This window comes from Microbacterium maritypicum, from assembly GCF_008868125.1.
Taxonomy (GTDB): domain Bacteria; phylum Actinomycetota; class Actinomycetes; order Actinomycetales; family Microbacteriaceae; genus Microbacterium; species Microbacterium maritypicum.
The window spans coordinates 470,180-493,484 of the sequence record NZ_WAAQ01000002.1 but is presented as its reverse complement, the minus strand read 5'-3'; the positions used below and the strand labels follow the sequence as shown (position 1 = coordinate 493,484).

The following is a 23,305-nucleotide window of genomic DNA, read 5'->3' as shown; positions in this document are numbered from 1 at the left end:
CTCCTGCTTCTGCATCGGGTCCCCCGGCACGATCCGAGAGAAGGGTGAGATCACCCTAGCCGTTCGAGCAGCGCCCGATGGAATCGCTCTCCGCGCTCGAGAGAGGCGATCTCCACGCTCTCGTCGACGCCATGGATCGACGCGCGTTGCGCGTTGGACATCTCCAGCGGCGCGAAGCGGTAGACGGCAGGTGAGAAGCGATGGAAATGCCGCGAATCGGTGGCCGCCATCATCACGTACGGCACGGCGGGGACGCCGGGGAACGCCGTGTCGAGGGCCTCGGCCAGCAGAGCGAACGGGGCGTTGTCGGTCGGCGACTCCGGCGAGGGCTCGCTCGCCTCGATCACCTCGACCTCGACCAGCGGATCGCGGATGCGCCTGCGCACCCGGAACACGGTCTGCTGCGTCGTCTCTCCGAGCGCGATGCGCAGATTGACGGTGGCAGAGGCTTGCGACGGCAGCACGTTCGCCGCCGTGCCACCGGACTGCATGGTCGGGGCGACGGTGGTGCGCACGAGGGCCGCCGGCTCGCCACCGAGCGCGGCGAAGACCTGCGCCGTCAGCAGCGGCGCCGAGCCGAGCAGTCGCAGCAGGTGACGGGCCGGGCCCGGAGTCTGCGTGGCCAGCTGCGACAGCATCCGCAGGATGGCCTTCGAGGCACGAGGGCGGAAGGTGGTGGGTCCGAGCCGGTCCACGGCCCTGGCGACGCGCCGGACCGCGGTGAGCGGCGGCGGTGCGGAGGCGTGTCCGCCGTCACCCCGCGCGGTCAGCCGGAGCGTCATCACGCCCTTCTCGCCGACACCGATCATCGCTGCGCGACCGGGGACGAAGGGCAGGGGCGCGTCGACGACGGCACCCCCCTCGTCGAGCACGAGCCAGGGGACGATGCCACGCCCGCGCAGCACGCGGGCGATCTCCTCGGCCGCGCGCCCATAGGTCTCCTCGTTGCCGCCGAAGGAGAGATACACGTCCTGAGGAGGCACGAACCCGTCGGCGAGCAGATTCTCAACCGCCTCGAGCACCACGATCAGCGGGCCCTTGTCATCGAGGGCACCTCGTCCGTAGACCGAGCCGTCGGCGATCACCCCCGCGAAAGGCGGGTGCGTCCACGCGTCGCTCTCATCCACCGGGACGACGTCGTAGTGCGCCATCAGCACGACCGGGCGGTCGGAGGCCGCACCGGCCCCCTGCCAGTGGAACAGCAGCCCGAAGTCGGTGTGCCGTTCGAGCGCCAGCTTCTCGTGCGTCAGCGGGTAGAGCTCCGCGATGAGCGCGACGAACTCCTCGAACGGAGCCGAGCCGCGCTCGTCGAGCTCGGCCGAGACCGTCGGGATCCGGATCATCTGCGAAAGCCGCTCGGCGATGCCCGGGCGCACGGTCGGTGTGGTCACACCCGCCATCGTACTCAGCGGTTCTCAGGACCACTGAGTGAGCTTGTCGGGATTGCGCACGGCGAGCACCTCGGTGATCCGCTCGCCCTCGACGACGAAGGAGAACACCGCATCGGGGCAGCCGTCGAGCGTGGCAAGCGCGGCCAGCCCGTCCGCGGTGGGGACGAGGATGACCTCCGCGCCGGGGTGGCGCCGAGCGATGCCCTGCAGGAAACGTGCCACGCGATCGGCCCCGACGACCGGTCGCAGCGCCGCCGATTTCCTCCCGCCCGCGTCGGAGATGAGCACGACATCGGGATCGAGCACAGTGATAAGGCGATCGAGTCGTCCGGTCGCTGCGGCTTCGAGGAATGCGCGGGCGACGGCATCGTGCTGCTCCCGTGTCGCCAGGCGCGCACGCCGCTCTCGCACCCGTCGACGTCCCTGCGACGCGAGCTGTCTCACGGCGTCCGTGCTCCTTCCGACTGTCTCGGCGATCTCCGCGAACGGGACGCCGAACACGTCGTGCAGCACGAAAGCCACACGCTCGGGGGGAGTGAGCGATTCCAGGAGCACGAGCAGCGCCATCCCGACCGACTCGTCGAGGGACACGCTGTCGAGCGGGTCCGGAACTGGGGTGACGAACAGCGAGTCCTGCGGCACGGGCTCCGGAAGCCACTGACCGACATAGCTCTCCCTCCGCGCTCGCGCCGAGCCCAGGGCATCCAGGCAGATGCGTCCGGCGACGCGCGTCAGCCACGCACCCGGATTGACGATCCGTGCGCGCTCCGCGTCGGTCAGCCGCACCCAGCGCACGTAGGTCTCCTGCACCGCGTCCTCGGCATCAGCGACCGTGCCGAGCAGCCGATACGCGAGAGCGAGCAGGGTACGGCGTTCGGCTTCGACCACAACGAGATCATCCATCGCCTCCATCTTGGTCCGTCTCGGCCTCCTGCCGACGCCATGTCGATGCCGCTCTCGACAGGCGCCTCACGTTTCGTTCGCCTGCGTCGTCGTACAAGGAGAAGGATGTACCGAGACGAAGGAGAACACATATGAGGATCGTCGTCGCAGGAGGAACCGGAACCGTCGGGCGGCACACCGTCGAGGCGGTGCGGGCCGCGGGGCACGACGCCGTCGTCCTGAGCCGGTCACGGGGAGTCGACCTGGTGACCGGAGAGGGCCTGGGCCACGCCCTGGCCGGCGCGGACGCGGTGATCGACGTCACGAGCATCGAGACGCGCAAAGCCAGCGAAGCGATCGAGTTCTTCACCGCGGCGACAGGGAACCTGGCCGCGGCAGCCGCCGACGCGGGGGTCGGACACTTCGTGCTGTTGTCGATCGTCGGGATCGACCGCATGCCCTACGACTATTACGCCGGCAAGATCGCCCAGGAGAAGGTCGTCGAGGCGTCGCGCGTTCCGTGGACGACCCTGCGAGCGACGCAGTTCCACGAGTTCGCGGCGCAGATGTTCAGACGGGCGAAGTTGGGCCCGCTCCACATGGCTCCCAAGGCCCGGACACAGCCCGTGGCCGCCCGCAAGGTGGGTTCACGCCTCGCCGCCCTCGCAGCAGCGCCACCCCAAGGCCGTGCACGGGACCTCGCCGGGCCTCGCGAGGAGCAGCTGGCGGACATGGTCCGCGCGTACGCCCGGCGCGAGGGATACCGTGGCTGGGTGCCGACGCTGAACGTGCCGGGGCCGCAGATGGCCGGCATGAGGGCAGGGCTCGGTCTCCCCGGTCCCGACGCCGAGCTCGGACGTCAGAGCTTCGCGGAGTGGCTCGCTGCAGACTAGCGATCCCCCGCTCGGCTCTGTCCCTGGGGAACAGGGCGAGCAGGATGATGGTTGCATCTCTGCGTGGTGCGAGCCGCGTCCGAGGAGGTGTACATGGAACTGACCCTGGTGTCGTCGTCGTTCTGCGGCGCCTGCGCACGCACGCGGACCGTGCTCGCCGAGGCCGCGCGGTTCCTCCCCGAAGCGACCGTCATCGAGATCGACGTGGCACAGAGCCCGGATGCGGCAGAGGAGCTCGACATCGAGTTCACGCCCACCGTGATCATCCGCGATGATGCCGGTGCGGAGGTGTTCCGCGCCACCGGTGTGCCGACGGTCCCGCAGGTGCTCACCGCCGCGGTGAAGGCCCTCCCGGCCTGACGCATCGAGATCCTGCTCGTCGACCGGTCGAGTGCATATCGCACGAGGATCGCCCACGGATGTGCAGGTCGCACATCCGCACCGCCTCCGCGATCGGGCGAGACCCACGTTCTACGCCGAGACCCACTCGCGCCGACGCCGGCGGGAGTGGGTCTCGATTCGAAGCGTGGGTCTGGGCGACCGCGGAATCAGTGCAGCGCGTTCGCCTGGATGAAGGCGCGGAGCGCGTGCTCGTCATCGGCCATCTCGGTCACATGCTGCGGGGCATCGAGCATCTCCTGCAGCTCCGGCGCATAGCCGAGCTCGACGCCGATGGCCTCGTGGATGGTCTCGGCGAACTTCTCCGGCTTGGCGGTCTCGAGCACCAGCATCGGTACGCCGGGCTCGACATACTCGCGCGCGACCTTGACGCCGTCGGCCGTGTGCGGGTCGATGACTTCACCGGTCGTCTCGTACACCGAGCGGATGGTCGCCAGTCGGTCCTCGTGGGTCGACGTGCCGCTGACGATGCCGAACTCCTCGAGGAAGCGCTCCTGCTCGGAGGAGAAGTCGAAGTGGCCCTGTGCCTCGAGGTCGTCCCAGGCGCCGACGACGCGGGCAGGATCGCGGTCGACCAGCTCGAAGATGAAGCGCTCGAGGTTCGATGCCTTGGAGATGTCCATCGAGGGGCTGGAGGTCGCGAGCGTCTGGGCGGCGCTGCGCGGGCGGTAGACGCCGGTGCGGAAGAACTCGTCCAGCACGTTGTTCTCGTTCGCGGCGAGCACGAGGCGACGGATCGGCAGCCCCATCTGCTTGGCGAAGAACCCGGAGAGGATGTTGCCGAAGTTCCCGGAGGGCACGGTGAACGACAGCTCGGTCCAGCCGCCGGCATCCGTGGCGCGCAGCCAGGCCCAGAAGTAGTAGACGGTCTGCGCCGTGATGCGCGCCAGGTTGATGGAGTTCACCGCGCCGAGGTGCTGCGCCCGCTTGAAGTCGAGATCTCCCGCGAGCTTCTTGACCAGGTTCTGGCAGTCGTCGAAGACCCCCTCGACCGAGATGTTGTGCACGTTCGCGTCGTCGAGCGAGAACATCTGCGCCCGCTGGAATGCGCTCATGCGCCCCTGCGGCGACAGCATGAACACGGCGACGCGCTCCTTGCCGCGCAGGGCGTGCTCGGCCGCCGAGCCGGTGTCTCCCGAGGTGGCGCCGAGGATGTTGAGCACGGAGTCGTTGCGCTCCAGCGTGTATTCGAGCACCTGGCCGAGGAACTGCATGGCCATGTCCTTGAACGCCAGGGTGGGGCCTTCGGACAGACCGACCAGAGTCAGATCGTCATCGATCGCCCGCAGCGGCACCACACCGTCGGGGAAGTCGGCGTAGGCCGCATCCGTCATCCGCGCCAGGTCCGCGCGCGGGATGTCGGTCGCGAACAGCCCGAGCACCTCGGTCGCGAGCTGCGGGTAGGTCAGCGCACGCCAGCGCTCGAGCGTCTCGCCGTCGACGGTCGGCATGACCTCGGGCACAGCCAGGCCGCCGTCGGGCGCGAGGCCCTCCAGCAGCGTCTCGCTGAACGACTGCGGCTGCATGCCGCCGCGGGTGGAGATGAACTGCACGTTGGCTCCTCGGCTCGGGACTCGGCCCGTCCATTCTCGCAGGGTGTTCGCTTCCGAGATGACGCGATGACGGATGCCCGGCGTCGGCTCAGAACAGAGAAGTCGGCAGAGCCCCCTCATGCTCCAGCAGCCAGCGCTTGGTCTCGAGTCCCCGCCCCTCGTCACCGCCGGAGTATCCGCCGAGTCCGTCGCCCGCGACGACCCGATGGCAGGGCACGATCAGCGGAACGGGATTCGCGCCCATGATCGATCCGATGCCCCTGGCCGGCACCTCCGTGCCGCTGCGCGCCGCGAGTCCGCCGTAGGTGATCGTCTCCCCCTGCCCGACCGTCTCGTGGAGGGCCGTGAGCACCGCCCTCGTCGCCGCGGTCTGCTCGCCGAGATCGATGGGAACGTCGAAGCGACGCAGTGTGCCGTCGAAGTAGGCGGTGAGCTGCGCCAGCGCTTCGACGAGCAGGGGATCGGCGGCAGGGTCCGGCGGGACGACTACGCCCTCGGGCGGAGTCGACCGCCACATGACGCGGGTGATCGCCGCACCGTCGCTGACCACGCCGATGACACCGACGGGAGTCGAGACCGTTCCGAAGGCCGACATGCGTCGAGGCTACCTCCGACTCCCGGCCCCCGACAGCTGTGTCACCCTCGAGCGACCTGATGCCAGAGCGCTGCCCAGTCCTGCGGACGCAGATCGCGCGGAAGGCGACGCTCCCCCGCGCCGGAGGCCGCCACCGCACGTCGCGCCCGCGGCATCGGGAGGCGAGCGGCTGTCGCCACGATCGCGGGGAGACCGCCTCCGCGCCCCGTGAACATGGCCCGGACGAACGCGTCGTACGCCCGTCGGTCGGCGTCCGGCACGAGGGGTGAACCACGACGGGTGATCGCGAGCAGACCGCCGTCCACGCTCGGCTGCGGCGAGAACCCCCACGCGGGCACCCGGCCCTCGAGGGAGAACTCGAACCACGGCGCCGATTGCGCGGTCATCATCGTGCCTCCGCCGACGCCTGCCCGCTTGCGCGCCACCTCCCATTGCGTCAGGAGTACCGCGTCATTCCAACGCCCGCTCGACAGCAGCCGCCGGAGGATCGGCGTCGTCAGGTGGAAGGGGATGTTGCCGACGACGACCTCGGCATCGAACGGGTGCCGCGTGGCATCGGCGACCTCGACGCGCACTCCGGGCAGCGCCCTGCGCAGTCGGTGCACGCGGTGCTCGTCGATGTCGATCGCGGTGAGCGGCCTGCCCAGTTGCGCGAGTGCGCGGGTCAGCGCGCCGTCACCGCAGCCCAGTTCCAGGATCGAGCCGGAGGTGCAACCGACGAGAGTGGAGAGGCGGGCGAGGGTCGGACGGTGGGTGAGGAAGTTCTGGCCGAGTTCGTGACGGCCGCCATGGATTGAACGAGGCATGAGTGCGCTCCAGAAGAAGAATCGGAGCACCCCGAAGGAGGGAGGACGCGGAGAGCGTCAGTGAGGACTGCCCGTCCCGAGGTGCGATGACATCTCGGTGGACGGCGCGCAGATGCGTGCGAAGAGCGAGCGCGCCGTCAGGCGCGGCGGTCGCGTACGACGAAGGTGCGCCCCATCATGGGCGCAGCGCATATAGTTCCCATGCCCGTCAGCCTATCGGCCGTCAGATCCAGCCGCGTTCCTCGGCGATGAGCACGGCCTGCTGACGCGTGCCGACCGAGAGCTTCCCGAGGATGACGGAGATGTGGTTGCGGACGGTCCCGGGAGCGAGCGAGAGTGCCCGCGCGATCTGCCCGGTCGTCTCTCCACGACGGCCCGCCCGCAGCACGTCGAGCTCGCGATCCGTCAGCGGCGAGCGCTCATCGCTCAGAGCGTCCGCAGCGATCTCCGGGTCGACATAGCGGGCTCCGGCCGCGACACGGCGGATGACCGCTGCGACCTCGTCTGCCCCGCGGGACTTCGGCAGGAAGCCTGCCACGCCGGAGGCCAGGGCACGGCGCAGCACCCCCGGACGCGCATGACGGGTGACGACCACGCAACGCGTCGCGATCGCCCTGTTCACCTTCTCGGCCACCTGCACGCCGTCGAGGCCCGGCATCTCCAGGTCGAGCAGACACACGTCGGGCCGCAGCCGCAGCGCCTCGGCGACCGCCTGCTCGCCGTCGGCGCACTCTGCGACGACGTCGATGTCGGGCTCCAGCCGCAGCAGGGCCGCGAGGGCCGAGCGGATCATCCCTTCGTCATCGGCGAGCAGCACCCGGATCATCGCGCCTCCTCCGAGGTCGAGGGCACGGTCACGGCCACGACGAACTCATCGGCATCGCGCCGCACGTCGAGGGAGCCGTGCGCCTCCTCGATCCGCCGCCGCACGCCCTCGAGACCCGAGCCGTCATGTTCGATCTCGGCGCCGATCGCCACGTCGTTCGCGATCTCGTAGCGCCACGCATCGGCGGTCCGGGTCAGCACGAGGCGCGCATGCACCCCGCCGCCGTGCCGCAGGACGTTCGTGGTCGTCTCTCGGATGACGGGTCCGAGAGCCGACGCCGGCGCCGCATCGGCATCCGCATCGATCGCGGCATCCACCTGCAGTCCGGCCGCGGTCAGCAGATCACGGGCGTTGGCCAGTTCGTCTCCGAGCGGGACAGAGCGGAACCGCATCGCGAGGTCTCTGGTGCCCTGGCGCGCCTCGTCGACGCTGATCCGCGCCGCGTGCAGCTGCTGCATCCCCGCCTCCGGGTCGTCCGGCAGCAGACGCTCGGCGAGTTCCAGCTGCAACGCGACGACCTGGAGATGGTGCCCTTGCAGGTCGTGCACATCGGTCGCCACGCGCAGGCGCTCCTGGGTCGCGGCGAGCCGGGCCTCAGACGCCCTGGCGCGGTCGAGGGTCACCAGCACATCCCACCACCACAGCGAGCTCACGCTCATTCCGGGCAGCATCGCCCCGTAGATGACCGGCATCCACCAGGGAAGCCCGACTCCCACCCCGCTCGTCGCCGAATCGACCAGGGCGAGCGCGATCAGGAGGAAGGTCGCCGCGGCGACGACCCGCACCCGCACGCCGCGAGGCCAGCTCAGCAAGACGAAGAACTGCACCACCGGCATGGCGGCGAGTTGCCAGCTGCCGACGAGGAGACCAGCCGTCACTCCGTAGCCCACCGCGACGACGAACGGCACGGCCAGCCGCCCCCAGGCGACGCCGGGTTCCGCATCGAGGCGGTCGCGATAGTCCAGGAGCAGCATCAGCGTCGACGCGCACCAGAGCAGACCACCGAGACCGATGAACAGCAGGATGCCTCCGCTCAGATCGACCGCGGCGGCGATGCCCGTCCACGCTCCGACGAGCATCAGCTCGATGAACAGCACGGCCGTCACCGTGTACCACCAGGTCGCGGTGATGCCTCGCGCGAGCTGACGGGAGCCTGGCGCCGGTGCAGCGGCGAGGGCGGAGGGAACGCGGGTCACGCTCCCACGATAGAGCCGTGACAGTTGTCACGGTCTCGTCGTGCGATCCGCCCGGGAAGCGGTGACGGGTCGACACTGCCGCGGAAGGGCGTGCTCGGCTGGACTGGAGTCATCGCGGCGGAGACTCCGTTCGCACCGACGACCGGGAGCATCCCATGAACCTCATCGAGAACTTCCAGAACCTGGTGGCCCAGGTCCCCGACCTCGTGCAGCCGCTCATCGTCGCCCTCGCCGGCGCGGTCCCCTTCATCGAGGGCGAGGGCGCGGTGAGCATCGGCATCCTCGGCGGCATCTCCCCGGTGATCGCCGCGATCGCCGCGATCGTGGGCAACTTCCTCTGCGTCCTGGTGGTGGTGCTGGTGAGCTCGGGAGCGCGCCAGGCCGTCGTGAACCGTTCGCGCGCCAAGACCGCAGCGCTCGCGGGTGCCGGCGGGGGCACGGTCGAGGAGCCGGCCGCGGAGGTCTCGGACACGGGCCGTGGAAGCGCCCGACGCGAGAAGTTCCAGCGGGCTTTCGAACGCTACGGCGTGCCGGGGGTCAGCCTGCTCGGACCGCTCCTGCTGCCGACGCAGTTCACCGCGACGATGCTCGCCGCGTCCGGCATCGGCAGGGCGCGCATCCTGTTCTGGCAGGCGGTGGCGATCATCGGATGGACCACCGTCGTCGCCGTCATCGTCGGAAGCGCGGTGTACGCCATCCGCTGATCCGTCACGGAAGAGCTGAATTCAAGATCTCTTGAATTCAGCCTTTTCTGTACAGTGGGGTGCGTGACCACCGCTCTCGCCTCGCTCACCCACACGGCCGCCGTCGCCCGACTCGGGCACGCGCTCTCGGATCCCACCCGCGCCGGAGTTCTGCTCGCACTGCGCGAAGCGCCCCGCTATCCCGCCGACCTCGCCGACGCCCTCGGCGTCTCACGCCAGGCGATGTCGAACCACCTCGCGTGTCTGCGCGGATGCGGACTCGTCGAGAGCGTCCCCGACGGTCGACGCAGCAGCTATCGGCTCGCGGACCGCCACCTCGCACCGGCCCTCGACATGCTCATGCGCGTCATGCTCATCGTCGAGCCGGACTGCTGCGCGGGCGACGGCTGCACCTGCTGATGACCACGTCCACCGCATCGCGACGCGACATCCTGCACCGCCGCATCCGTCTGATCGTCGGCGTCACCATCGGCTACAACCTGATCGAGGCGGTCATCGCGATCGGTGCGGGATCCGTCGCGTCGTCGGCAGCGCTCATCGGTTTCGGCCTCGACTCGACGATCGAGGTCCTCTCCGCAGCCGCCGTCGCCTGGCAGTTCACCCGCCGCGATCCCGCGCGCTGGGAGAAGCCGACGCTGCGCGTGATCGCCGTGGCATTCTTCGCCCTCGCGATCTACGTGACGACGACGTCCGTGACGGCTCTCGTCACCACCGAACGCCCGGAGCACAGCACGATCGGCATCCTCCTGACCGCCGCGAGCGTCGTCGTCATGCCCTTCCTGTCGTTCGCCGAGCGCCGCGCGGGTCGCGAGCTCGGCTCGGCCACGGCGGTCGCCGACTCGAAGCAGACGCTCCTCTGCGCGTATCTCTCCGCCGCGGTGCTGGTCGGCCTGGTCGCCAACTCCCTGCTCGGATGGTGGTGGGCCGATGCGGTCGCCGGGCTCGTGATCGCCGCGTTCGCGGTGCGCGAGGGCATCGAGGCGTGGAAGGGCGACGCCTGCGCGACCTCGGTCGGCATGCTCCTCGAAGACGACGACCAGCACGAGAGCGATCGCTGAGGCGAGCAGCGCGACCTGCACCTAGGTTGGGGAGATGGATGCCGCTCCTCCACCACCCGGAGACCTGCTCGGACGCACGGTGCTCGTCACCGGCGCGAACGCGGGCATCGGCTACTGGTGCGCGGAGCAGCTCTCCACCCGAGGGGCACGCGTGCTGCTGGGGTGCCGCTCCCCCGAGCGCGCCCGGACCGCGTTCACCGCGATCCGGGGCCAGGTGCCCGGCGCCGACCTGAGCGTGCTGACGCTCGACCTCGGCTCCCTCGACAGCGTGGCCAGGGCGGCCGCAGAGGTGGACGAGAAGCTCGACGCGGTCATCGGCAACGCCGGGGTGAAGGCTGCCGATCGGTCGGCGCGCACGAGCGACGGATTCGACCTCATGGTGGGCACCAACTTCCTCGGCCACTTCGCCCTCGTCGCGCAGCTCGAGCCGCTCCTCTCACCGGATGCGCGTGTGGTCGCCGTCGGCTCGATCGCCCATCGCTTCGCGCACCTCGATCCCGACACCCTCGACGACCCGTGGAGCGGCCCCTCACTCCGGCAGTACGGACGATCGAAGGCGTCCCTGATGGCCTTCGCGTTCGAGCTGGCGCGACGCTGGTCCGGTTCCTCGCGCTCGGCGGTGTGCGCGCACCCCGGTTACGCGGTCGATCCGCTCACCCCGCCGCGTGCGGGTCTCGCCCCGGTGTCCGGCGTCGTCCGCGCTCTGGCCGCGCCGACACGCGTGCTCGTGCAGGGCAAGGACGGCGGCGCGCTGCCGATCGTGCATGCGGCCACGGCGGGCGATGTGGCCGGCGGGGACTACTGGGGTCCTGGCGGACTGCTCGAGTTCCGCGGGGCGCCGGCACGGGTGGCAGCCTCCGACGAGGTGCGCTCCGCGGACATCGGGTCGGCTCTGTGGTCGGCGGCGGAGAGCATCACCGGGGTGCGCTTCCCGGCCTGATCCCGGTCGGTACCGAGAGCGTCACCGCCGCCGACTTTCGAGCTCAGGCCTCCGGTTCGGCGACCTGTTCGGTCACGACTCGCACCCGGGCGATGCGTCGTCGATCGAGCTCCGCGACCTGGATCGTGGCGCCTGGCACCTCCACGACGTCGCCGACGACGGCGAGACGCCCCAGCTGCTCCGTCACGAATCCGGCGATCGTGTCGGACGAACCGCGCGGCATCGCCAACCCGGTGAGCTCCTCGAAGTCCTGCAGGTTGAGTCGTCCGTCGATACCGTCGTCCGCCGAGATGAACACCTCGGCGTCGTACTCGTCGAAGATCTCACCGACGACCTCCTCCACGAGGTCTTCCAGAGTGACCAGGCCGTCGGTCCCGCCGTACTCGTCGACGACCACCGCGATGTGGTGCCCCTCTGCGCGCATGCGGGTCAGAGTCGGCAGCACACGTGCGGTCGAGGGGATGTAGGGGATGTCGCGCATGAGCGCGCTCAGCGGACGCGTCGGATCGTCGGATGCGGCCTCGAAGAGATCGCGCACGTGCACGAACCCGGTGATGTCGTCGATCGAGGTCTCCGAGACGGGGTAGCGCGAGAACGGAAGGTCGCGCACCTGCGCCATCACCTCGCCGACGCTCGCGGCCTCGTCGAGGGCGACGACCTCGGGCCGCGGTCGCATGACCTCGCTGACCTGGCGCCCACGGAGGGACAGCACGTCGTCGAGGATGCGCCGTTCGTCATCGGGCAGCCCCTGATGGCTGGCCACGATGTCGCGCACCTCCTCATCCGTCATCTCGTCGCTGGTCTTGTGCGGATCGCCGCCGAGCAGCCGGACGAGGGCGTTCGTGGACACCGACAACAACCAGATCACCGGGCGCATGACCGTCGCGAACCCGTTGAGTGCGGGAGCGACCGCGTAGGCGAACTGCGCATTGCGCTGGATCGCGAGGCGCTTGGGCACGAGCTCGCCGAGCACCAGCGACAGATAGGCGATCACGAGGGTGAGCACGAGCGTGGCGACCGTGAGCGCGAGAGCAGGGGCGAGGCCCCACGACTCCAGCACCGGTGCCAGCGACGGCGCGATCGATGTCGCACCGTACGCCGCCGAGGCGAACCCGGCGACGGTCACACCGATCTGCACCGCCGACAGGAAGGTGTTGGGATTGCGGGCGAGGGCGGCGACCTTCGCCCCGCGGCGCCCGCGCTGACCGATGGCGTTGATCTGACTCTCACGCAGCGTGACCAGCGCCATCTCCGTCGCAGCGAAGACACCGCCGATCAGCACGAACGCGAAGACGAGGGCGATGTTCCAGAGCAGGTCGCCCATCAGAGGGCCGCCTCGTCTGTGGTGGGGTGAGCGCCCGGGATGAACCGGGCGCTCGTACTGTCAGAGTCCGAAGAGTCAGAACAGCGCTGCGCGCTCAAGAGTGCTCCTTGTCGTTGCGGGTGGTGGTGTCGGCGCCGGCCGGAACGGAATCCGGTGCCCGACGCGTCTTGAGAAGGCTGGCCACGGTCGCGATCGTGATGGTGGCGGCGATGAACAGCAGCGAGAACCAGATCGGGATCTCGGGAGCCCACAGCATCGGCTCGCCGCCGTTGATGAACGGAAGCTCGTTGACGTGCATCGCGTGCAGCACGAGCTTGACGCCGATGAAGGCGAGGATGACCGCGAGCCCCTGAGCCAGGTAGACGAGGCGCTCGAGCAGTCCGCCGATGAGGAAGTACAGCTGGCGCAGACCCATCAGCGCGAAGGCGTTCGCCGTGAAGACGATGTAGGCCTGGTCGGTGAGACCGTAGATCGCAGGGATCGAGTCCACGGCGAACACCAGGTCGATGAACCCGATCGCGATGATCGTGAGGAGCATCGGCGTGACGAAGCGCTTGCCGTTCTTCACCACGGTGAGGCGGTCGCCGTTGTACTCGTCGCTGACGGGGAGGTGACGGCGCACGAACGTCATGAATCGTCCGTTGGCCGGGTTGCTCTCGTGGTTGCTGAATGCCTGACGGTAGGCGAGCACGAGCAGCAGTGCACCGAACAGGTAGAAGATCCACGAGAAGTTCTCGATGAGCGTCGCGCCGACGGCGATGAAGATTCCGCGGAGGATCAGCGCGATGACGATGCCGATCATCAGCACCTTCTGCTGGTACTTCTTCGGCACGGCGAAGCCGGTCATGACGATGAGGAACACGAAGAGGTTGTCGATCGACAGCGCCTTCTCGGTCAGATACCCGGCGAAGTACTCCCCACCGAACGTCCATCCGGAGAAGACGCCGATGCCGACGCCGAACAACAGCGCAAGGCTGATGTAGAAGATCGACCAGCGCGCCGACTCCGCGATCGTCGGCTCGTGCGGGGTGCGCACGTGGGCGAAGAACTCGTAGACGAAGAAGGCGATCGTGATCGCGATCGTGATGACCCAGATCAGCGGCGTGATATCCAAATGAGGGCTCCAGACTCGGGGTACGACAGTACCGCCAAAGTCTTCTCCATTCCATGAGACATGGAACCGGTGGCCCGGGATGCGACATGCATCCGTAATGACGACCCCACCGTGTCGGAGTACTCCCCTTGGGATCTCCCAGATTAGAAGAAGTCCCTCTGCGATTCCTGTGGATCTGCCGAAAGTGCCATGCAGGCGGTCCGCTACTCCGGGGCGTCGGAGGGGGTGAGGTCCTGCTCCTCGGCGCGATCGATGATGGCGGGGAGCGCGTCGTCGAAGAAGGCGACCAGGACGGCGCGGGTCTTGCTCGCATCGCGCTCGAGGATCGCCTCTCGGAGGGAGACGACGAAGGCGCCGACGACATCCCAGTCGAACGCGCCCTTCGCATGCTGACTGAACCGACGGATCTGCGGCCCGAGGCGGTCGATGACGACGGCGCGCGAGGCGTTGCCCTCGATGCGCGCGAAACCCGTCGCGGTCGCACGAAGTGCGATCCCGAAGCCGACGACGTCGCGGTCCTTCACCGCTGTCGACATCTCCCCGGCGAGCTCGGCGAGGTACGCGGTGTCGTCGTCCTGGATCCGAGGCATCACATGACGCACCGCGCCGATCCAGATGTCGCCGAAGAGGTCGACGGCATTGCGGACCTGATCCAGATCGATCGGCGCGACCCGGGTGTAGCGGTTGCGCTGCATCTCGACGAGGCCGTGGTCGGCCAGGCGGTCGAGGGCATGGCGGATCGGGGTCTTCGAGGTGCCGAGGCGTTCCGCGAGCTCGTAGTCGCGCAGCCGCTCTCCCGGACGCAGCTCGCCGCTGATGATCGCTTCCTGCAACCGGTTGTACGCTTCATCGCTCATCGACCTGCGTTCGAGGGGTCCACCTGAGAGTGCCACCGCTTTGTCCTCCACTCGAGCACGTCGACGCAGTAAAGCCTGAAATCTTACCTGCACTGCAATGTATCGCATCCGGCATGACGCCCGAGGGCGTCCGGAGATACCGCGCCGGCCTGCTCACCTCCTACGCGATCGTGGTGCGCTACATCGATCGGGTCGGACTCGGCGAGCGCGACGTCTTCCGCTGTCCGCTCGCCGAGCAACGGGTCGCGATCGGAGTGGCGATCCAGCCCTGAACGTCGATGGCTAGACGCGTACCGTCGCGATCATCCGGTCCAGGTCGGCGTCGAGCCCGGCATCGATGACCTGCCGGGCGGGCGTGGCGTCGTGGTAGGCGATGATCTCCTCCGCACCGGCCCAGAAGGGCACACGGGTGCGGAGCTCGGGGACGATGCGGCGGATCTTGGTGGTGTCGAAGACCATCGGATGCGCTCTGTCGCCGTGCAGGTCCGCCGCAAGTGAGGGCCTGACGGCGGCGATCGTGTCGGAGGACACATGTACCAGCTCGGGACGGACTCCCGCGGCCTCGCCCAGCCACGTGTAGATCTGATCCCACGTCGGTGCGTGGTCTCCCATGATGTGGAAGGCCTCGCCGAGCACATCGCGACGCCCGAAGAGCCCCACGAAGCCCACAGCGAAGTCGGTCGTGTGAGTGATCGTCCACGGCGAAGTGCCGTCTCCGTGCACGACGACGGGTCGCCCCGCGCGCATCCGCGCCACGTCGTTCCATCCCGCCAGCGTGGGCATGCTCGTGCGGTCGTAGGTATGCGACGGGCGCACGATCGTGACGGGGAATCCTTGATCGCGATAGGCGGTCGTGAGGGCGGCCTCGCAGGCGATCTTGTTTCGCGCATACCCGGAGAACGGGTTGCGGAGCGGGGTTGATTCCGTGATCGGGAAGCGCAGCGGCGGCTTCTGATACGCCGATGCGGAGCTGATGAAGATGTACTGCCCCGTCCGGCCGGCGAAGCGGTCGATGTCGGCCTGCACGTGGGCGGGCGTGAAGGCCGTGAACTGCGCCACGACGTCGAACTCCCGATCTCCGAGCGCAGCCTGCACCGATTCCGTGTCGCGGATGTCGCCCTGCAGCAGCTCGACTTCTTCCGGCAGCGGCCTCTCCTCGGACCGCCCACGGTTGAGCACGGCGACCCGATGCCCGAGTTCCACCGCACGCTCCACGGATGCCGCGCTGATGACGCCGCTGCCGCCGACGAAGAGGATGTCCTGTGCGCTCATGTCCCGATCCTGTCATGCCGGCCTCGACAGGTCGCCGCCGTGTCGACGAGGTGCGGACTTCGTGAGCGAACGGGGCGGAGGCGCATGCGTTCCGTCAGGCTCCTTCATCGGCACGATCACGGAAGCGTAGGACGGAGACATGACCCTCACCGAGATCCTTCCCACGCTGCGACGGAGCATCCCCACTCCCCTCGACCGCTGGAGGTGGCCGACCCATTCGGAGCCCACGACCACCGATGTCGTGGTGGGCGGCATCTCGCTGATGCGTCTGTTCGAGATCAGCGGCTCACCCGCCGTGCTCACCGGAGACCTGCCGATACCCGGCACGGGCACCGACGTGACCGTGCTGCTGTTCCGTATCACCCTGCGTGTCGACACCCAGGAGGACAAGCGCATCGCCCTGACGGACTGCTCCTTCGACGGCGTCGATGCGGCGTGGGAGGAATGCCGCCTCATCGGCAGGGCTTCTTCGGCGAAGACGACGAGTATCGAGCTGATCCCCGGAGAGGAGGGCGGCGTGGCATGGCCGCATCCGGTCGCCGTCCTTCCGTCCGACGTTCGAGAGGGCGATCTCCTGGTCGTCCCCTGCATCGGCGCCGTCACGCTGCGAAACGTGCGGCCGCGCGCTGTGGGCGCGGCGGCGCTCCGGGTGGGGGCGTCGCGATGACCGTGCTGCACACCGTCCTGCATTCGACGGCCTTCGTGTGGAACGACCCACAACGCGACGTGCGGAAGCTGTGGCCGACCGATACGGAGGTCGGTGCACACGACATCGTGGTCGCCGGACGTTCGCTGACCGATCTCGCACGAGAGCGGCGCACCCCCTGCGTGCTGATCGCACCGACGGGCCCGTCCGCCGTCCACCCCGAGGCCGATGCGCACGTGACGCTGGTGGTGGCGCGGATCATCGCTCGCGAAGAGCCCCACGGTTGGCACCGCGAGGTCGTGGTGACGGTCGACTGCGCCCTGCATGCGCTCGCGCCTCTGGTCACCCACATCGACCTTCTGCACTCTCCACGTGCCCGAGATCTCGCGCCGACGACTCTGCAGACGGCGAGTGACGACACCCGGCTGAAGGCACGACTTCCGCAGGCCTGTGCGCCCGGCGACCTCGTCGTCTTCACCTGCACGGGCACTCTCTCGCTCAGCCAGGTCGTCCCCCGCGAGAACCCTGGCGCAGAGAGAGACGACGCCGAGGAGACCGAGGCGACGGGCAGGGCGTGCCGCAAGTATCAGAGCGACGCGGGCGTCGACTGATCGGCCGCCGGCGGGCTCGTCCTCTGCCCGGTGAGCGTCACCGCGCGGAGGCGGCGGCGATGGCCGCGGCCTGCGCATATGCCGCCGCCCAGATGCGGTCGAAGCGGTCGCGGTCGATCACGCCCTGGCGGCACGCGAGTGCGGCATCGCCCAGCGCCTCGGCAAGGCTGTCGAGGCGAAGCTGCTGGGCGCGCTCTCCCTCGGTGTCTTCGCCGAGGCCCGCTCTGCATGCGGAGACGGTGACCGTGCGGTGGCGGATGTCGCGCGACCGCCGAGAGAGCACGATGCCGATCGGAAGCAGGGCGGCCAGCAGGAGCGCGGCCGCGAGCAACGGAGAGACCCCCACAGCACACAGCACCACCCACGCCACGACCCCGCCGCCGAGCGACAGCGGCGTGTACCAGCGGTGGGCCTCCGCGAGGCGGAGTTCTTCGTCTGTGGAATCCGGCGGATAGACCGCGAGCACGCACGCGACGGTGCCGTAATGGCTCACAGACCTCGACAGGTATCCCCACCGCGGAGGGCGCGCTGCCCTCGATGCCGTTGAGCCTGAGGGGAAGGGAGGACGGGAGATGACGGACATGCCTCCCACGTTGCTCCGGCCGCGCGCGGGAAGCACCCGTGCAGACGGAACCCATACGGCCGCCGTCGCCATCCATGCGGGATGACGACGGGTGCGGGACCATGCCGGTCGGGATCAGGATCGACTCGGGCTGTGCGGAGCCACCAGGACGGGCGGCTCCGCACAGGCACTGCCTACAGGGCGTGTTCGGTGCGAATCAGCACCTGGGGGTCGCGCTGCTCGACGATGCGTCGGAGGCGTTCGAGCGCTTCACCGTCGTAGACGTTGTCGAGGCTGTCGCCGCCCTGGAGGAAGGTAGGGACCTTGCGTCCGGTCACCGGCAGCTGAGCGACGAGTCGCGCGTGCGACTCCTGGATGGCCGCAGCCGCGTCCTCATCGCGCGGGGAGGAGAACAGGCTGATCAGGTAGGGCTCCGTCAGCGCCCCCAAGGGGGTGTTCGACGGCGCGGCGAAAGCTCCGCCGAGCGGTCGCACCTGCACGATCATCGCCGGTGCGGGCGAGGCCGACGCAAGGGCCTCTCGCACGTCGCTGTCGAGGGTGCGCAGCAGTTCGACCTGTGTGATTCCCGGAGACGGGTCGGTGGGCTCATCGGCGATGGTCCCGATGTCAGCCAGGGGCATGTCGCGGACCCCATCGCGCAGCGGTGCAGGCAGGGCATCGAGCCGCAACAGCTCTCGGAGCTCCGTGTTCGAGCCGAGGTACGCCACGTCCAGAGCCACGAACGGCGGCGCGCCTGGGAAGCTCAGGATCTCGAGCCAGATCGTCAACTCGTCCGGGGCGTCACTCGTCAGCGAAGCGAAGGCGTCGACCACGGCGGCCGTGTGCTCTCCCGACCACATGATCCGCCCGCCGGCGAACTGCGCCGCCTCATGCAGCTGGAGCTCGACGAGTGTGACGACGGCTGCGTGCCCACCACCACCGCGCAGCGCCCAGAACAGGTCCGCATCGGACTCTTCGGTCACACGTCGGTGTTCGCCCTGCGGCGTGACGACCTCGAGCGCACGGATGGAATCGGCAACCCATCCGTACTTGCGTCCGAACCAGCTCAGTCCGCCCCCGAGCGCGAGCGCGACGACGTTGACGATCGGGCTGCTCCCCGCGAGCGCAGTGAAGCCCGCCGCCGCTGCGGCCTCCTGCAGGGCACCGGCCGAGATCCCCGCCCCCACCCGCGCGATACCGTCGAACGCGTTCACCGACAGTGTCGTCAGGTGCGACGTCCGCAGGACGATGGCCCCCGTCGCCGCACCGGTGGCACCATGTCCACCGGGCTGCACGATGATCGGGAGACCGTTGCGCGCCGCGAAGGCGACGAGAGCGGCGACGTCTTCCGCATCGGCCGCGTCGACGACGGCGATCGGTCGCTGATCGACGGCGATGTTCCACGGCGTCGAGCGCTCGTCGAAGCCGGCGTCGCCCGGAAGCACCACCTCTCCTCGCACGACGGTCCGCAGCTCGATGAGATTCTCGGTCTCTTGCGTCACAGGTAGTTCCTTCCCCAGTTGTCGGTGGGCCACGCTTGCGCAGCGAGCCGCTACCTATATGACGCAGGTAGTGTTCGAAAGGTGACCGCACCTCGCAGCAGCTCTGTGTCGAACGCAGAGGTCTTCGGCGCACAGCGAGCCCGGTTGCGTGTCCTGGCATACCGAATCCTCGGCGACATGTGGGACGCGGAAGATGCGGTGCAGAACGCCTGGCTCCGGTTCGCCGAGACCGACCTGAGCACGATCAACGACGTCGACGCCTGGCTGACCACCGTGGTGTCGCGTGCGGCGATCGACGTGACGCGGCGCCGACGCACGCACCAGACGCTGCCAGTCGACGACATCGCAGAACCCGCGACCCCCATCGACGATCCCCGTGCGGACCCGGAACGGCTCATCCTGAAGGACGAGCAGGTGGCGATGGCATTCACGATCGTGCTGCGAGAGCTCTCGCCGGTGGATCGTCTGAGCTACATGCTCCACGACGTCTTCGGCTATCCCTTCGCCGAGATCGCCGAGATCGCCGGCTCGACGGTCGACGTGGTCAAAAAGCGCGCGTCACGCGCTCGCCAGCGACTGCGCGATCGCGACTGGGACGCGATCAGACAGGAGCAGCGCCGCGAGGTGGTCGCCTTCCTCGCCGCCGCGCGCAGCGGCGAGATGCACGATCTGATCGCCCTTCTGGATCCCGATGTCACCCTGCGCGCCGATGCGGATGCGATCGCCCTGGCCGCATCGCGTCAGGCCGAGAACGCTCCCGCCCTCACGCCGAAGATCACCGGCTCCGACGCCGTCGGCGATGCCCTGTCCGGACGCATCGATGAAGCGATCATCGTGGAGTTCGCAGGGCTCGCGGCGATCGCGTATTGGCGCGACCGGAAAGAGATCGTCGCGCTCTACGTGTTGACCGTCGGCGCGGGGAAAGTCGTCCAGATCGATGCCCTGGCCGACCCCGCCACCATCCGGACGGCACTGCAGACCGGGATGCTCTCGAAGCCCTGACTCGTCGGCCTTCCGGCGCTCAGGATGCTGACCCTGACCACGACCCGGAGGAGCGCGTCGCGTCCTGTCGTCGCAGCCAACTCACGATCGCCTCGTTGAGTTCGGCGGGCTTTTCCTGCTGGATCCAGTGCCCGCAGTCGAGGCTGAGGACGTCGACGTTCGGCACGAAGTCCGCCAGGGTTTCGGATTTCTGCACCATGTCTCTGTCGCCGTAGATCATGAGTGCGGGGTGGAGGATGATCGGGTCCACATCGGCGAGCAGGTGCCAGTTGCGGTCGAGGTTCCTGTACCAGTTCACGCCGCCCGTGAATCCCGAGGTTTCGAAAGCCGAGACGAGAACGTCGAGTTCCTCGTCGCTCATGACGGGATCGCCGAGTGGTACCTCCGCTCGGGCGAGATCGATGAACGCCATCCCCGGCTGAGGCTGCCGCGGGGGTTCGTTCTTCCGGTACAGGTTGCGAAGGAACGGGAACGTGTTCTCATCGAAGACGGCGTCTGCGACGCCGGGCTGTCGATTGAAGTGGACGAAGTAGAAGTCACCACCGAGCACGGCTTCCATGAGTTCGATCCACGGAACCTCTCCACGTTCCTGATAGGGCAGGCTCAGATTGATCACCTTGTCCACACGGTCAGGATGCAGCAGCGTCAGCCCCCAGACGACGCTCGCGCCCCAGTCGTGACCGACGAAGACCGCCCTGTCGTATCCGAAGTGATCGAGAAGTGCGACGAGGTCGCCCGAGAGGTGTCCGATGTCGTAGGCCGTCACGTCAGCCGGCCGCGAGGAGTTGCCGTAGCCGCGCTGGTTCGGGACGATGACGTGGTACCCCGCAGCGACGAGCGCTGGCACCTGATGCCGCCAGACGGAGGCATGCCCGGGCCATCCGTGGCAGAGCACGACAGGGTTCCCGGCATTCTCTCGCCCGGCCTCGAAGACTTCGAGCTCGACGCCGTTGACCGGGATAAGGGTGGGGTCGGGGAAGTCGGACAGCTTCATGGATGCTCCTCTGAGTTCGGCACCGATCGCGGGTCTGGATCGGCGGCTACTCGGACCGTACGGAGCATTCTGGACACCTGATGTCCTGCATCCTCGGCAGGCTGAGATCATGAGAACCAATCCCACGGGCAGAGCCCTGCAGTTGTTGTCGCTTCTGCAGACCAACCGCTTCTGGCCCTGTGCGGAACTGGCGGCTCGGCTCGGGGTGACCGAACGAACGGTGCGGCGAGACCTCGACCGCCTTCGCGAGCTCGGCTACCCGGTCGATTCCACCTCGGGGAGGTACGGCGGCTACCGGCTCGCGACGGGAGCGCATGTGCCGCCGCTGATCCTCGACGACGAGGAGGCCGTCGCGGTGGCGATCGGCTTGCGCTATGCCGCGGAAGCCGCCATCAGTGGGATCGAGGAGACATCACTGCGCGCTCTGGCGAAGATCGAAGCGCTTCTGCCTCACCGGCTTCGTCGACGGGTGTCGGCGCTGCACTCGAGCGTCGCCTCCCTGAGGCGGGCGGTCGACGACGACGTCATCCATCCGGAGTCGCTGAGCGTATTCGCCGCAGCATGTCGCGACCACGAGCATGTGCGGTTCGACTATCGGCCAGCCCGGGAAGAGAGCAGCAGGCGGCACGTCGAGCCGCATCAGCTCGTCACAGCCGGGCGTCGCTGGTATCTCGTCGCGTGGGACCGAGATCGTGGCGACTGGAGAACGTTCCGACTCGACCGCATCCAGGCGCCGCGACCCGTCGGCACTCGTTTCCCGCTCCGAACGGTTCCCGGAGGAGACGCCGCCGAGTTCGTCGCGAGATCGATCGGCCGCACCGCCCGCGATCACGCTGCGACCCTCGTCATCCACATGCCGTACGCCGAGATCGAGGGCGTCCTCCGGTGGGCCGACCACACTCTGCGGGAGGATCACGCAGAGCACTGCGTCATCGGAATCCGCAGCGAAGATCTCGGAAGGCTCGCGATGACGATCGCCGAGATAGCGCTCACTGCTCCGGTATCTGTCATCGAGCCGGCCGAGCTCGCGAGCGCCGTCGAGCGGCTCGCCACCCACCTCGTCGACCGCGAGCGACTCACGTGACGGCTTCGGAAGCCGCCGCGTCGTCTCGGAGCACCTGCGAAGCGGAACTCCGGGATGGCGCCGTTGTCCGATCTCACGAAACTTGTCGGTTGGTGAGACGGAGCACCCCCGGAAAGACGGGTGAGTGGTGCGCTGCGGAAACTGCCGGTTGTCTCACGAAACTTGTCGGAAATCGCGGCCGCTTTCACATTGCCTAAAGGGTCGGGCGGGCCGTTTCGGCGCAACAGGTTCGGGCAGGGGTTTTCGGCAGGTGCGCGACCGGCGTGTCGCACAATCGGCCGGCGACCTCGGTACGTCGGCCGGAAACGATCGTTTTCGGTGATAGCCCTCCACCACAAATGGGTCACGACATCAGCAGAGAATCGAGGATGATTGAGTCGTGGAGATTGAGCTGCTGCATATCGCTGATTGCCCTAGCTGGGTTGAGGCCAGTCGTCGTGTTGCCGAGGCGCTTAGCGAAACAGGCCACGACGGATTGAGCCTGCGTTATCGACTCATCCGAACAGAGGAAGACGCCGCCGGGGTTCAATTTGCGGGCTCCCCGACGATCACGGTGGACGGAAACGATCTCTTCCCGGGGTCGGATCGTAGTAGTGAGTTGGCTTGCCGCATCTACAGCACACCTGCTGGGTTGGCCGGGATGCCAACGGTTGAACAGATCCGAGAGGCAATGAGGGCCTATGGAGACTGAGCTCGATGTCGCCTGCACGTGCTGCGGCCGGCATCTACCACGAAGGAAGCTGCACGCCCTCGGAAACGACGGTGCGTTCATCTGTCGACGATGCGGTTTGTGGGTCGCGCTTCGCTTACGACGTGACCGCCCGCCTACGTAGTCCCCACACTCAGAAGCCGCACGCACGGGCGAGCTACACCACGGCGATTGTCCGAACTTCGCGCTCCCATGCCTGGGTTGCGACCTGCACGGCATCCCAGGGGGAGCCGAGCGGGGGCGTGTAGGAGAGGTCGAGGTCGCTCATTGCGGCGATCGTCATGCTGTGGTGCAGCGCTGCCGCGTAGGTGTCGATGCGCTTGGAAATTTCCGCACCGCGGGTGCCGACGAGCTGCGCGCCGAGCAATAGCGCCGATGTAGAGGG

At 68.4% G+C, this 23,305-nt stretch carries 27 protein-coding genes; 12 read left to right on the top strand and 15 right to left on the bottom strand.

What is annotated here, in order from left to right; all coding sequences use genetic code 11:
* Positions 1–50: 50 nt before the first annotated feature.
* Together F6W70_RS13080 and sigJ are read right to left on the bottom strand one after the other, a co-directional pair.
* Positions 51–1,391 (bottom strand): M20/M25/M40 family metallo-hydrolase, encoded by a 1,341-nt coding sequence (locus tag F6W70_RS13080; protein ID WP_151486957.1) that lies wholly within the window; start codon positions 1,389–1,391, stop codon positions 51–53.
* A 24-nt stretch (positions 1,392–1,415) separates the two neighbouring features.
* Positions 1,416–2,294 (bottom strand): RNA polymerase sigma factor SigJ, encoded by an 879-nt coding sequence (gene sigJ, locus F6W70_RS13075; protein ID WP_151486956.1) that lies wholly within the window; start codon positions 2,292–2,294, stop codon positions 1,416–1,418.
* Between the two features lie 131 nt (positions 2,295–2,425).
* Between sigJ and F6W70_RS13070 the strand changes: the two genes are divergently transcribed.
* Positions 2,426–3,166, top strand: a complete 741-nt coding sequence (locus F6W70_RS13070; RefSeq protein WP_151486955.1) for an SDR family oxidoreductase — start codon at positions 2,426–2,428, stop codon at positions 3,164–3,166.
* A gap of 93 nt (positions 3,167–3,259) precedes the next feature.
* The gene (locus F6W70_RS13065) at positions 3,260–3,526 is read left to right on the top strand and encodes a thioredoxin family protein (RefSeq protein WP_151486954.1); all 267 of its coding nucleotides are present in this window, start codon (positions 3,260–3,262) and stop codon (positions 3,524–3,526) included.
* Between the two features lie 188 nt (positions 3,527–3,714).
* Here F6W70_RS13065 and thrC read toward each other — a convergent pair whose 3' ends face one another.
* The 5 genes from thrC to F6W70_RS13040 form a co-directional block, all read right to left on the bottom strand.
* Positions 3,715–5,118: a threonine synthase gene (gene thrC / locus F6W70_RS13060; RefSeq protein WP_151486953.1), complete on the bottom strand. Its 1,404-nt coding sequence runs from the start codon at positions 5,116–5,118 to the stop codon at positions 3,715–3,717.
* Between the two features lie 88 nt (positions 5,119–5,206).
* The gene (locus F6W70_RS13055) at positions 5,207–5,713 is read right to left on the bottom strand and encodes a methylated-DNA--[protein]-cysteine S-methyltransferase (protein ID WP_151486952.1); all 507 of its coding nucleotides are present in this window, start codon (positions 5,711–5,713) and stop codon (positions 5,207–5,209) included.
* A 41-nt stretch (positions 5,714–5,754) separates the two neighbouring features.
* Complete coding sequence (gene erm, locus F6W70_RS13050) at positions 5,755–6,519, bottom strand: 23S ribosomal RNA methyltransferase Erm (protein WP_151486951.1); 765 nt, start codon at positions 6,517–6,519, stop codon at positions 5,755–5,757.
* 223 nt (positions 6,520–6,742) lie between these two features.
* Positions 6,743–7,345, bottom strand: coding sequence for a response regulator transcription factor (locus F6W70_RS13045; protein ID WP_017828078.1), 603 nt, complete (start codon positions 7,343–7,345; stop codon positions 6,743–6,745).
* Positions 7,342–8,541 carry a sensor histidine kinase gene (locus F6W70_RS13040; RefSeq protein ID WP_151486950.1) on the bottom strand — a complete coding sequence of 400 codons (1,200 nt, stop codon included), beginning with the start codon at positions 8,539–8,541 and terminating at the stop codon, positions 7,342–7,344. The genes F6W70_RS13045 and F6W70_RS13040 overlap by 4 nt, the downstream gene beginning before the upstream one ends.
* Positions 8,542–8,696: 155 nt before the next feature.
* On the opposite strand from F6W70_RS13040, the gene F6W70_RS13035 reads away from it, so the two are divergent.
* The 4 genes from F6W70_RS13035 to F6W70_RS13020 all read left to right on the top strand — a co-directional run bounded on the left by F6W70_RS13035 (position 8,697) and on the right by F6W70_RS13020 (position 11,243).
* A complete protein-coding gene (locus F6W70_RS13035) occupies positions 8,697–9,245 on the top strand; it encodes a small multidrug efflux protein (protein WP_151486949.1) in 549 nt (182 codons plus the stop codon).
* Between the two features lie 63 nt (positions 9,246–9,308).
* Positions 9,309–9,644 carry an ArsR/SmtB family transcription factor gene (locus tag F6W70_RS13030; RefSeq protein ID WP_017828075.1) on the top strand — a complete coding sequence of 112 codons (336 nt, stop codon included), beginning with the start codon at positions 9,309–9,311 and terminating at the stop codon, positions 9,642–9,644.
* A complete protein-coding gene (locus F6W70_RS13025; protein WP_151486948.1) occupies positions 9,644–10,303 on the top strand; it encodes a cation diffusion facilitator family transporter in 660 nt (219 codons plus the stop codon). Before F6W70_RS13030 ends, F6W70_RS13025 begins: the two co-directional genes overlap by 1 nt.
* A gap of 34 nt (positions 10,304–10,337) precedes the next feature.
* Positions 10,338–11,243, top strand: a complete 906-nt coding sequence (locus F6W70_RS13020) for an SDR family NAD(P)-dependent oxidoreductase (protein WP_151486947.1) — start codon at positions 10,338–10,340, stop codon at positions 11,241–11,243.
* Between the two features lie 43 nt (positions 11,244–11,286).
* Here F6W70_RS13020 and F6W70_RS13015 read toward each other — a convergent pair whose 3' ends face one another.
* The 3 genes from F6W70_RS13015 to F6W70_RS13005 all read right to left on the bottom strand — a co-directional run bounded on the left by F6W70_RS13015 (position 11,287) and on the right by F6W70_RS13005 (position 14,538).
* Positions 11,287–12,567: a hemolysin family protein gene (locus F6W70_RS13015; protein ID WP_127481862.1), complete on the bottom strand. Its 1,281-nt coding sequence runs from the start codon at positions 12,565–12,567 to the stop codon at positions 11,287–11,289.
* A gap of 94 nt (positions 12,568–12,661) precedes the next feature.
* Positions 12,662–13,681: a TerC family protein gene (locus F6W70_RS13010; RefSeq protein ID WP_055877000.1), complete on the bottom strand. Its 1,020-nt coding sequence runs from the start codon at positions 13,679–13,681 to the stop codon at positions 12,662–12,664.
* Positions 13,682–13,884: 203 nt separating this feature from the next.
* The gene (locus F6W70_RS13005; protein ID WP_151486946.1) at positions 13,885–14,538 is read right to left on the bottom strand and encodes a GntR family transcriptional regulator; all 654 of its coding nucleotides are present in this window, start codon (positions 14,536–14,538) and stop codon (positions 13,885–13,887) included.
* Between the two features lie 113 nt (positions 14,539–14,651).
* On the opposite strand from F6W70_RS13005, the gene F6W70_RS13000 reads away from it, so the two are divergent.
* On the top strand, positions 14,652–14,810 hold the full coding sequence (locus F6W70_RS13000; RefSeq protein ID WP_318278896.1) for a hypothetical protein: 159 nt from the start codon (positions 14,652–14,654) through the stop codon (positions 14,808–14,810).
* 10 nt (positions 14,811–14,820) lie between these two features.
* Here the strand turns inward: F6W70_RS13000 and F6W70_RS12995 are convergent, their stop codons facing one another.
* Positions 14,821–15,810, bottom strand: a complete 990-nt coding sequence (locus F6W70_RS12995) for an SDR family oxidoreductase (RefSeq protein WP_151486945.1) — start codon at positions 15,808–15,810, stop codon at positions 14,821–14,823.
* A 139-nt stretch (positions 15,811–15,949) separates the two neighbouring features.
* Between F6W70_RS12995 and F6W70_RS12990 the strand changes: the two genes are divergently transcribed.
* Positions 15,950–16,477: a hypothetical protein gene (locus F6W70_RS12990; RefSeq protein WP_151486944.1), complete on the top strand. Its 528-nt coding sequence runs from the start codon at positions 15,950–15,952 to the stop codon at positions 16,475–16,477.
* Positions 16,474–17,067 carry a hypothetical protein gene (locus F6W70_RS12985; RefSeq protein WP_151486943.1) on the top strand — a complete coding sequence of 198 codons (594 nt, stop codon included), beginning with the start codon at positions 16,474–16,476 and terminating at the stop codon, positions 17,065–17,067. Before F6W70_RS12990 ends, F6W70_RS12985 begins: the two co-directional genes overlap by 4 nt.
* A 37-nt stretch (positions 17,068–17,104) precedes the next feature.
* Here the strand turns inward: F6W70_RS12985 and F6W70_RS12980 are convergent, their stop codons facing one another.
* The gene (locus F6W70_RS12980) at positions 17,105–17,650 is read right to left on the bottom strand and encodes a DUF6611 family protein (RefSeq protein WP_318278895.1); all 546 of its coding nucleotides are present in this window, start codon (positions 17,648–17,650) and stop codon (positions 17,105–17,107) included.
* 173 nt (positions 17,651–17,823) lie between these two features.
* Complete coding sequence (locus tag F6W70_RS12975; protein WP_318278894.1) at positions 17,824–19,131, bottom strand: FAD-binding oxidoreductase; 1,308 nt, start codon at positions 19,129–19,131, stop codon at positions 17,824–17,826.
* A gap of 81 nt (positions 19,132–19,212) precedes the next feature.
* On the opposite strand from F6W70_RS12975, the gene F6W70_RS12970 reads away from it, so the two are divergent.
* Entirely contained in the window at positions 19,213–20,133 is a 921-nt protein-coding gene (locus F6W70_RS12970; RefSeq protein ID WP_151486941.1) for a sigma-70 family RNA polymerase sigma factor, read from the top strand.
* A 19-nt stretch (positions 20,134–20,152) separates the two neighbouring features.
* Here the strand turns inward: F6W70_RS12970 and F6W70_RS12965 are convergent, their stop codons facing one another.
* Positions 20,153–21,127, bottom strand: a complete 975-nt coding sequence (locus F6W70_RS12965; protein WP_127481858.1) for an alpha/beta fold hydrolase — start codon at positions 21,125–21,127, stop codon at positions 20,153–20,155.
* A 109-nt stretch (positions 21,128–21,236) separates the two neighbouring features.
* Here F6W70_RS12965 and F6W70_RS12960 point away from each other — a divergent pair, with 109 nt between their 5' ends.
* Together F6W70_RS12960 and F6W70_RS12955 are read left to right on the top strand one after the other, a co-directional pair.
* Entirely contained in the window at positions 21,237–22,211 is a 975-nt protein-coding gene (locus tag F6W70_RS12960) for a helix-turn-helix transcriptional regulator (protein WP_151486940.1), read from the top strand.
* 379 nt (positions 22,212–22,590) lie between these two features.
* On the top strand, positions 22,591–22,902 hold the full coding sequence (locus F6W70_RS12955) for a thioredoxin family protein (RefSeq protein ID WP_081860107.1): 312 nt from the start codon (positions 22,591–22,593) through the stop codon (positions 22,900–22,902).
* A 175-nt stretch (positions 22,903–23,077) separates the two neighbouring features.
* Here F6W70_RS12955 and F6W70_RS12950 read toward each other — a convergent pair whose 3' ends face one another.
* The gene (locus F6W70_RS12950; RefSeq protein ID WP_029259149.1) at positions 23,078–23,287 is read right to left on the bottom strand and encodes a hypothetical protein; all 210 of its coding nucleotides are present in this window, start codon (positions 23,285–23,287) and stop codon (positions 23,078–23,080) included.
* Positions 23,288–23,305 lie beyond the last annotated feature (18 nt).